This window comes from Burkholderia paludis, from assembly GCF_000732615.1.
Lineage (GTDB): Bacteria > Pseudomonadota > Gammaproteobacteria > Burkholderiales > Burkholderiaceae > Burkholderia > Burkholderia paludis.
Window position 1 is genome coordinate 219,037 of sequence record NZ_JPGL01000011.1, and the last position, 10,059, is coordinate 229,095.

The 10,059-nt window shown below is 61.5% G+C and carries 7 protein-coding genes; 1 reads left to right on the forward strand and 6 read right to left on the reverse strand.

What is annotated here, in order from left to right:
* Positions 1-5: 5 nt before the first annotated feature.
* The 6 genes from GQ56_RS0108295 to GQ56_RS0108320 all read right to left on the reverse strand — a co-directional run bounded on the left by GQ56_RS0108295 (position 6) and on the right by GQ56_RS0108320 (position 6,251).
* Positions 6-908, reverse strand: coding sequence for an alpha/beta hydrolase family protein (locus tag GQ56_RS0108295; RefSeq protein ID WP_052001554.1), 903 nt, complete (start codon positions 906-908; stop codon positions 6-8).
* A gap of 83 nt (positions 909-991) precedes the next feature.
* Entirely contained in the window at positions 992-2,146 is a 1,155-nt protein-coding gene (locus GQ56_RS0108300; protein WP_031398215.1) for a hypothetical protein, read from the reverse strand.
* A complete protein-coding gene (locus GQ56_RS0108305) occupies positions 2,143-3,828 on the reverse strand; it encodes an outer membrane protein assembly factor BamB family protein (protein ID WP_075122897.1) in 1,686 nt (561 codons plus the stop codon). The genes GQ56_RS0108300 and GQ56_RS0108305 overlap by 4 nt, the downstream gene beginning before the upstream one ends.
* 2 nt (positions 3,829-3,830) lie before the next feature.
* Positions 3,831-4,127, reverse strand: a complete 297-nt coding sequence (locus GQ56_RS45540) for a hypothetical protein (protein ID WP_161788558.1) — start codon at positions 4,125-4,127, stop codon at positions 3,831-3,833.
* A 23-nt stretch (positions 4,128-4,150) separates the two neighbouring features.
* Complete coding sequence (locus GQ56_RS0108315) at positions 4,151-5,176, reverse strand: hypothetical protein (RefSeq protein ID WP_152601698.1); 1,026 nt, start codon at positions 5,174-5,176, stop codon at positions 4,151-4,153.
* Between the two features lie 292 nt (positions 5,177-5,468).
* Positions 5,469-6,251, reverse strand: coding sequence for a cupin-like domain-containing protein (locus GQ56_RS0108320; RefSeq protein ID WP_081894867.1), 783 nt, complete (start codon positions 6,249-6,251; stop codon positions 5,469-5,471).
* A 383-nt stretch (positions 6,252-6,634) separates the two neighbouring features.
* Here GQ56_RS0108320 and GQ56_RS0108325 point away from each other — a divergent pair.
* On the forward strand, positions 6,635-10,059 hold a 3,425-nt coding region (locus GQ56_RS0108325; RefSeq protein WP_031398219.1), incomplete at its 3' end, for an Ig-like domain repeat protein.

The window sequence follows — 10,059 nt, forward strand, 5'->3', positions numbered from 1 at the left end:
ATCAATCAAGGTTGTTGCCGGACGGGGAACCCCTGGCGCTCGAGAAATTCCGATACCACTGGCTCCCAGACGTCGACGCCGTGCGCAAACAGCATATGCCCGTTTTTCTCGAATGGCGGAAGCAGCCGATAGTCTGCGTTGCCGCCAGCGCGAACGAATGCATCGTGCCAGGCGCCACTGTATGTCGGACTGAAGTACTGGTCATTTTCCGTATATATCCATAGCATCGGAACGCGAGCCGTTTTGCCGAATCGTGAATACATGGCTTCCAGTCGTTCGCCCTGGCACGGCACACCGGGATGCTCGACCGGATCGCCACCGGAACCACCCGCGAAGTTGATTGCTGCGACCACGCCGTCCGGATTCTCAGCCGCCATCGCCGTCGTGACGAAGCCACCGACCGATTGGCCGGCGATGACGATTCGATGCGAATCGACATGAGGCTGCCGCCTCGCGTAGTCCAGTACGGCGAGATCTTCGGTGCGCGCCGCATCGATCATCGGGGCATAGTCCTTCTGACGACATGTGCCGCTATATTCCGGATCGAATTGCGTGCCGAGTTGACCATAACCGATGCGCGTCGGCTCAAATACGGCAAAGCCGCGTTTCAGGAAAAAGGCGACCTGCCGGGTGAAGCGGAAACGTGGCGGCGTCCCGCGATCCGTGGGGCTGCGTCCGTGATTGAGAATCAGGATCGGGAATGGTCCGTCACCGTCTGGAAAGAACTGCGTGATCACCACCTTGCCCGCTTGTGCCGTCCCGTAAAAATCCTTGACCGTCACGTCGATGGTCGAAACGGACTCGTGCAGATCCGACCTGAGTTGTTCGGCACGAACATCGGAGATCGGGAGCAGGAGCGGGAGGCAAATCGAAAGCAGACGTGCGGCTGTTGTCAAAGTGAACGGCATGTCGAGGGTACCGATGGATTAGGTAGGGCGTCAACGTGGAAATGGCACGACCATGCAGGGAGGCAGTGCCACATGAGCGAAGATCAGAACTGCCCGGTGCGCGCTTCGTCTCCACGCATCGATTTCGCCAGAGAATCCAGTTCGAGCCCGATCTCGCGGACGTCCGATAGTGTCTTGATCGCTTCTATCCGGGCGAGCAAGCGGTCTTTTCGCACCTCGGTGCCAATCAGAACCTGCTGCGCTTCTTCCGCAGCACCGAGCATCAGGCGCGCGGCGTCCTCGAGACTGAGGTTGCGGGCTGCCGCGTAGCTTTCAATGAGCTGTAAATCTTGCCCCGCCGCACCAGCACCGCCGTTCAGTATCTGATTGGCTAGCGTTGTTTTGTACTGCGTCAGCAGATCGTTGCCAGCATAGTGGCCGAGTACGCGTGCACGCCGCTCGTTGACGATCTGCCGAAGCTGGCCCTGCAGTCGCACGATTTCGTTTGCGCGTTGTACGGCCCCCAATGGCGTGTGCCAATCGGCCGGATTCATCGGCGGCGACACTGGCGTAGTCGTGATCGGAGTCTGCCAGCGCTCGCTCAGAAGGTTGCGGCGCAACCGGATCAGTTCGTCCTGATTTGTCGCGTTTCGAATGGCCTGTGAATAGTGCTCGCGGATCTGTTCGCTGTGCGTGAGAGACTGGAGCATTTCACGATCGAGGCGCAGGATCAGATCGGCCGCCTCGTCCAGCGTGACCCCGTGCGCAACGGCGACCGAACGCAAAAGGTCGAAATCGTCGTCCCGTTCAACCGATTCCGGTTTCGATGCCGCGGCGCGGTAGCGTCGCGCTTCCTCCAGCTTTCGTTGACGCAGCATGCCGCCCATCGAACAGGTCGGTGCCCAGCGCGCGCGCGTCTGATCGACCTTCTGCCGCAACAGAGTGAATAGTGCGCGACGATTGCTTTCCAGCAGTGCCTCGTGCGGTTCCCTGGCGACAGGCTCGCGAGCGTCCGTGAACTTGCCGCCGTTGAAACGCCAGCCCCAACAGTTCGCGAGCGTCATGCCCTCGGGCATTTCACCCAGGTAATGCGTGACGAAATACCAGTCTCCATCGGACGCAGGGGTGTAGTCGGGATCGTCGGTGAAGTAGACGATGCGATTGCACTTGACCTGGGTCACGATGAACCAGCCGGATGCAATCACGCCTGCCTGATCGACCGTGGGTTGACTGCGCGCTGATTGAAGAAGGGAGTTCATGACGGAGCGGAATCGTAATAGGGATGGATGCGGAATACCTTGAAACCGGCATTGTTGCTGGCGCACGCCAGCAACGGGATACCGTTGGCGTAGCCCGCCGCCGGCGCCTGGCGAAACGTACCGCCGATCTGGCCTTCCCAGAGTTTGATTTCCCGAGTCGGATCGAATACGGCGAGATGCCCATTGCGGGACAGAACGATCAAATATTTGCCGAATGCCAGCGGGCCCCACACGCCCGGACTACGTAATCGGCTCATCCATCGAATCTGGAACGTATCGATGTCGAATGCCGTCAGATGCCAGCGATTGTCTAGTGCGTAGACGACGCCGTCGGCGACGTGCAGAAATTGATGAAGCAGGCCGGGACCGTGCCGGCGGGTCAGCAGGCAGGCGCCGGTTTCGATGTCGAAACTCTGGAGCTGTCCTTCTTCCGTCGCGACGAAGACCCGCCCGCGATGCACGGCCGGCTTACCTCGAACCATGCCGGTCGTTGATGCCTTCCACCGCAAGTGTCCGGTATCCGCATCGACGCAGACAAGCGACTGGTCGTTGCAGGTCGCAACGACGGCATTGGCTTCCTCACTGTAGTGAGGAGAGGCGGGCGGCCAATAACCGTGCTCGTATCGCCAGATCACGCGGCCGCTTTTCCAGTCCAGCGAGTACAGGTGACCGATCGGGGCGCCTGCGTTGTATTGCTCGGTATTGACGAAGAGTCGCTCATGCCGGAGGTCGACCTGTGGCGTTGCATGGACGTGCGAGTCGGGACGCCAGCGCCAGATGATCTCGCCGTCGTCCGCGTCGAGCCGAGTCACGGTCCCGTCGTAGCAGCCGAATACGACGCTGCGGTCGACCACCTGCAATTGCTGGACGATGCCCTTGTATGGCTGTTGCAGGCTGGCACGATTCCAGACCGTCTCACCCGTCGTGGCGTCGAAGCGCCATATCCTCGCGCGGTCGTCTGCGCCGAATATGCCGTTTTCGGCAACCGCCGGACTGGACTTGAAGGGTGGCGTCACACCGTGGTTGAACTCGAAGCGCCACCACAGCGGCTGATCCACGAAAGGCGGCGCGCTGCCTTTCATCTCCGGAGGTCGGGCGTCGTAACTATCCCGCGACAGACCGATATCGTGGCGTCTGAAAACCGAGACGACCGGAAAGCGGCTGACGGACAGTTGCCGCGAACCCGTCGGGCTCCAGCAATCGAACAGTGCCGCGAGGCCGCACACGTGCAGGTCGCGCTTGTCCGCCCGCAAGGCCTCATCGACGAGTTGAACTGCTGTGCCCTTTCCGAGAAAGTCGTCCACGATCACCGCGCGGGCGCCCGGCGGACATGGCGCGCCCTCAACCCAGCGCTTGCGATAGTACGTCTTGCGCTGGTCTCGCACCATCAGCAATGTGAGATCCAACCCGTCCGCCTGCAGGGCGGCGAGCGCGACCGCATACAGCAGCGGCGCGCCCCCGAAACCCGGCCCGATCAGAACCTCCGGGCGCATAGGGCGAATTCGTTCCCACAGCAACCGGCCTGCGACACGAGCCTGTCCCGCATGCGACAGCAAGTCCTTGAAGTCGAATGTGACGTCCTTGCCTAGCAGGATGACCTGACTGTAGATAGCGCGCCGCAGTTGTTCCCGCTCGGCGTCCAGGGAATCGGTGGGCGGATGCGCGATTTCAGCTGCGAGCATGATCAACCGCCGTCGCCGCCGCCGTCACCACCGCCGTCGCCACCCTCTCCGCCTTCACCTTCGCCTTCGCCTTCTCCTTCTCCATCGCCTTCACTATCGCCTTCGCTTTCGCTTTCACTGGATTCCGCGGCGCCTTCGCTGGAGTCGCCGTCGCCGCCAGATCCGCCGAAGTGGTAGATCGTCTTCGCTACGACGGATTGGTCGACCGATGGTGCGCTGATCGGCGCAACAGGAAAAAGTGGTGCCGCGTGGATGAACAGCCTCGGGAAGGCGACATCGTCGAAATCCGTATCTGGCATGGTGTTCCTCTCGATTGAGAAAATTAGTCGGCGCTTTGAGGTGCCGGTTGACGTACTGTTGAAGACGACCGACTCGTCGGTTCAGCACCGAGATTGGCGACGAGAGCGGGATAGGCCAAAGGATGCACGGCCGGGTGACTGTTCATTTCCAGCCACCAAAAGTGTTGCCCGTCATAGATTGCGTCCGCCGTGAATAACGTATCGCGACGCGATTCCGTCGGAATGGCTGAATACAGTACCGGTCCCGCCGCGCGGAGCTCGTCCCAGCGAGGATTCACATTGGTGCGCATGTCCAGCAGGAGTCGGCCGCGCGGGTGCATGAGCGGTGAGCCGTAGCGAAATTCCACGAGTTGGCGGGCGCCACGATCGGGAACGTCATCGAGAGCGTGACCAAAAAAGCGCAGCGTGACCGCGCAGCGATCGATCTGGTGAGAAAGTTCGGATGGTTCGATCTTCTGCATCAGGTTGGCGCGTTCCTCGATCAGCTTGCGAAAGGTCGCTCGCCCGTTGCCGGTCACGCGCGGCATCGTGTCGCGTTCAGCGCAGACGGGCGCGTCATTCCAGAACCAGACCTTGAATATTTCGCCGTCGACGAACCGTTCGTAGTATTCACTGCGGGACGGCTCGATCGGGTATTGCGACGAAGAGCGGAACGGCCCTTCGATCTGTGCGCCGAATGACGACGCCGCTTGCTTCACCACCACGTTTGCCATGTCGTCCGAGGTCGAGCTTCCGTAAGCCGGAACCCTCAATCCGGCTTGCTGCGCCCATTGCTTGAACGCCAGCTTGTCGCTTGCGGCGGGCCAGCGCTTGCTTCGGTCTGGCAGCCAGCCGGCAAAGTGCGTGACTTCGTCGATCAGGGCAGGCGTGTATTGCGCAATGCCGTTCACCTTGGCGAGGAACCGCGGTTGCAGAGTCCAGTACCGTTCGCCGCGGCGCAGCAGCGCCTGCAGGCTCTCGCCGGCGATGATGAGTTCGAATCCTGCATCCAGCGCCGCCTGACGCAACCACCTGACGTGATCGAAGAAATTGTTTTTGGATGCGGCCAAGAAGACTCCTGATCGTGATGGGCGACGCTTCTTTGCCGAAGTCGTCGCAATGAATGCAGGCACACGGCGCAAGCTCATGGGGTTCGACGAACTGCCGGCATCGCGACTCGACGAACGCTGCAGGTCGACGCATGACAAGTCTTCGCCTGCCGATGCCAAAATGTTTAGAGGTGCGGCGAATTTTTTACATGGGAGACCGACCGTGCCGGATTGTCGGCCCAGCGACGAGCTGCGGCATGGAACGCGCTCGATGTCGCCGATTTTGGAGTCGCCGTCGGGGTGGGCCGGTCTCCTACCGTACGCCTGGTACTTCCCCCCGATTTCCGCAGACTGCTGGCGTACCTTTTGCCCACATGTTCGATGATAGCGAGAACGATGTTGAGCGCACGTGATGAAACCATCCGGCGGGCAGATACAGCATTTCCCCGGCTTTGAGCATGCATTGGCAGCCACTGGCAGCTTGTGCAAGCGGAAACTTGGAGAAATCAGGTGCTTCCGGATTGAATCTGGAGCCGAACAGGACGGGGTTGGACTCCCACAAGTAGAGGTTCTCGGCATAGTGCGGCGGGAACAGCAGAATGCGCTTCGTTCCCCAAACTTGCGCCAGCAAATTGTCGTCGTAGTCGCAATGGAGCGGCGTGACCGTGTCCGACGGACCGATCCAGATCTTCAGATCCTTGAAGTGCGTGAAATAGTGCGGCCACCGGCAAAGGGCATCGAGTTCAGGGAGTTTCTGATTGCCGAGATAGGGTGGCAAGCCAGGCGTGCCGTGTTTCAGCAGGGAGAAATACTCCGCCAGCGACATTTCCTTGCTTTCGCGTTTCTTCGAGAATGCGGCGCTCACGTAGTCGCCGATCCTGGCACGTACACGCAAGCCGGAGAAGCGCTCGACCAGCCCGTCAGGCGTCAGCGCGTGGAGTGGCCAGGTTGACACGATGCCTACGATGATGAACGGCAGGCCCGCGGCCGCGAATGCGCTGAAGACGTTCGGCTCGAGCGGACTGACGCGCGGTACGGAGGATATGTCGCCGACCAGACGGCTCGCCGCCATGATCCGTTGACGAATGTTTTCCATTGCCAGATGGATGAGTAAGCGCTGCAGGCGGAGCGCGCCGGTTTCCTTGTAGACGGCTGCGAGGTGACTCGTACACGCCGTAGCCGGGCCCGGATGATCCGCGGATAAACAAGTTATCGCGCTTCGACATCAAACTGTTTAGGGGGAACGCCGAAAAAAACTCTTCGACATCGCTCCCGGTCCCGAGGGGGGCACGCCTGGATCTTCAACAAGCCTGATTTTTTCGAGGCCGCGCTGGTGGCACATAAAAATTATTTCGCAACCACCCTAAACAAATCGCGTTTCCGATCGGATGACTTGAGCAACTACGCAACGATTCCAGGCTAGGGAGTGTCTCCCGCTGGGAAGTTGGTGACGGACAACACATCCAAACGGAACACGACATGGTCGCGATCGTCAGCGGAAACAATCTGGGCCTCAATCTCGGTTCACTCGCGGTTCTGGGCTCGAATGGCAAGATCGGAAACGCCGTGCAGGGGCGGAGCGGCGAAAGCGCGTACGTGAATGTCTCGAACGGCAATCTCGTACTCCAGGATAACGACGCGCTGTTGATGGGCCTGGGGCTCGACATCAGTGATCTGCGAACCTACAACAGCCAGGGGTCGGCCAACTTCACGAATGGTGACGGCTGGCAAACGGGACTCTACAAATCGGTTGTCCGCCAGAGCGACGGTACGCTCGAGCGTACCGACAGCGACGGCTCGACTTCGATTTACGCCTGGGATGCGACTAGTCAGTGTTACGTCGAGACGACCAGTGCCGGTTCCGCCCTGAGCACGATCAGCGTCAACGCGGATGGCACGTTGACGTGGACGAACGGCAGCACCGGAACGACGGAAACCTATGAGGGCAGCGGCGCGGGCCTGTTGTTGTCGTCGACGGATACCGATGGCAATACGCTGGCTTACAGCTACGACAGCAACAACCTGCTTACGCAAGTAACCGATGCGAGCGGCGAGGCCCTGAATTTCACGTACGCCGGACAAAACCTGGTCCAGTTGAGTACGACGCTCGCGTCGGGTCAGACGATCAACGAAATTTCCTACGGCTATGACGCGCAGAACCGGCTTACGTCTGTTTCGGTAAATCTCGATCCGACAGGCACGGTTCCCACCGGGGCCGATGCGCAGGCGAGCTACGTCACCACCTATAGCTATGACGGTCCGAGTGATCGTATTGCGGGCGTCCAGCAAAGCGACGGGACCAGCCTTGCATTTACCTATGTTCTCTCCGACGGGCAGTACAAGGTCGCCTCGGTAACGGACGGGCTCGGCAATACGACATCGTTTTCCTACGATAGCGATTCGGGCACGACGAGCGTTACCGATCCGCTCGATTGCACGTCGGTTTACCGTTACGACGCCAACGGGCAACTGATTCAGGCGAGCAGCGGGGTGACGGCGGCCAATGCCGAAGGTCTGACGCAGGCTTACTACACGTACAACGACCTGGGCGATGTGACCGGCATCACGGACGGTGCGGGTCACACGGTGAGCATGCAATACGACGATCGCGGCAATCTGGTGAGCCAGGTCGATGCCGCGGGCGACACGCGGACACTGACCTACAATGCCGCCAACCAGGTCCTGACGAGCACCGTCTATGCCAATGCGGCATCGGGGCTGGAAGCGGCGAGCGATCCCCAGACGACGCGCTACGTCTATTCGGCGACGCAACCCACCCAGTTGCGATTCGTGATCGCGCCGCAAGGCAACGTCACCGAGTACCGTTACAGCACGAATGGCCTGCGAACCTCGACGATCGCCTATACCGGGTCCACTTACGATGTCAGTGCGTTCGGGCAGACGCAGGTTCCCACCGAAAGTCAACTGGAACAGTGGCAGGCGGCTCAGGATCTGACGCAGACGGAGCGTACCGACTATACGTACGATTTCCGGGGGCAACTGCAGACCAGCACGACATACGCAAATATCGGATCGAACGGCGTGGGCGTGACGAGTGGCGAACAGGCCACGCACTATGTCTACGACCAGTCCGGGCGCCTGTTGCAGACCGTTTCGCCTGCCGGAAGCGTCACGCAGTATGTTTACGACGGGCTGGGGCGCGTCGTGAGCACGAGCGCGCCGTCACTTGACGGCACTACGCCGAACGTTACGTTGACCCGCTACGACGATGTCAGCGGCACAACGACGGTGACCCTTGCCAACGGGCTGTCGACTGTCTCGAGTTACGATCGCGCAGGCCATCTGGTGAGCGTCACGCAGCTCTCGGCGACCTCATCCGCGTTGGGGACGACCCGCTACTGGTATGACGACGATGGACGTCTCGTCATGACGCAGGATCCGACGGGGGCGCGTCAATGGACGATGTACGACGAAGCGGGCCGCAAGATTGCCGACATCGATCCGACTGGCGCGTTGACCGAGTACACCTACAACGCCAGCGGACTGCTCGCCCAGAGCATTGCATACGATACGCCCGTGGATACGTCGGCGCTGGTCGATGCGAGCGGGGCGCCGCTGACCGCTTGGACCACGGATGCGAACTGGCCGACCGGTGGCCCGGCAGCTGAACTCGCCGCGATTCGCCCTGCTGCGACGTCGCAGGACCAGCATACCTGGTACTTCTACGACGATGCCGATCGGCTGACGTGGGAGGTCGATCCGCAGGGGCGGGTGACGCAGACCACCTACGACGGTGAGTCGCATGTGCTGTCGGTCACGCAGTTGGCCAATCCGATCGACGTCTCGCAACTGGCCGACGCTGCCGACGTGTCCTTTGCATCGCAAACCGCGCCGTGGCTGACAGTCACGACGAGCGGTTCGTCGGCGCTGGGCGAGCCGGTGACGCTGCAGGCGAACGTGAGCGGAGGCGACGGCGGGGAAGTGACGTTCTTCAACGGCAGCACGGTCCTGGGCAGCGCCGTGATGACGAACGGGACGGCCAGCTTCACGACGAGCGCGCTGCCGGTGGGCGTGAACAACATCAGTGTGGTGTATTCGGGCGATGCATCGCATCCGAGCGGGGTGTCGGCGGTCGCGCAGGCGACCGTTACCGGCGCGGCGACGAACATTGCGTTGAATGTGCAAAGCCAGGGGGCAAGCCGGTACAGCGAAGCGGTCTGGGGCAACCCGGTGACGCTGTCGGCTGCGGTGACGGACCAGGGGCAGGGTCTGCCGGTGGCGAGCGGTCAGGTGACGTTCTACAACGGGACGACGATGCTGGGCACGGCCACGCTCGTCAATGGGCTGGCACTGCTGACGGTCTCGAGCCTGCCGGTGGGGACGGTGGACATCGAGGCGGTCTACGCAGGCGATGCGACGCATGTGGGATCGAACACCGAGCAGATGGTGCCGATCGCTGCACAGCCGACGACGACCACGCTGCAGGTGTCCGGGACGGGCAGCACGCTGAACCTTCAGGCTTCGGTGAGTGCGCCGGCGGGCTCGCCCGCGATGCCGGGCGGGACGGTGACGTTCTATAACGGCAGCACGGTGCTGGGCACGGCCACGCTGGTCAATGGCGCGGCGAGCCTTGCGTATGACGGCACGGTGGCGGCGGCGCCCCTGAGTGCGGTCTACGGCGGGGATACCAATAGCGCGACGAGCAGCAGTGCCGTTACGGGTTCATCGAGTCAACCCGCTACGCAATCGCCGACCTCGACGACGCTGACGGCGTCGGCCACGAACGTGACGCAGGATACGGCGGTGACGCTGACGGCGAACGTGGCGGGGGCGGCGCCCAGCGGGCTGGTGACGTTCTTCAGCGGTATGACGCTGCTGGGCACGGCTACCGTGGTCGACGGCGTGGCGACGCTGGTGACGGACTGCCTGCCGGCGGGTGCGGA

Excerpts from the sequence above, each read along its gene's own strand:
- GQ56_RS0108295 (WP_052001554.1), bottom strand. The coding sequence starts at position 908 with ATGCCGTTCACTTTGACAACAGCCGCACGTCTGCTTTCGATTTGCCTC.
- GQ56_RS0108300 (WP_031398215.1), bottom strand. The coding sequence starts at position 2,146 with ATGAACTCCCTTCTTCAATCAGCGCGCAGTCAACCCACGGTCGATCAG.
- GQ56_RS0108305 (WP_075122897.1), bottom strand. The coding sequence starts at position 3,828 with ATGCTCGCAGCTGAAATCGCGCATCCGCCCACCGATTCCCTGGACGCC.
- GQ56_RS45540 (WP_161788558.1), bottom strand. The coding sequence starts at position 4,127 with ATGCCAGATACGGATTTCGACGATGTCGCCTTCCCGAGGCTGTTCATC.
- GQ56_RS0108320 (WP_081894867.1), bottom strand. The coding sequence starts at position 6,251 with ATGGAAAACATTCGTCAACGGATCATGGCGGCGAGCCGTCTGGTCGGC.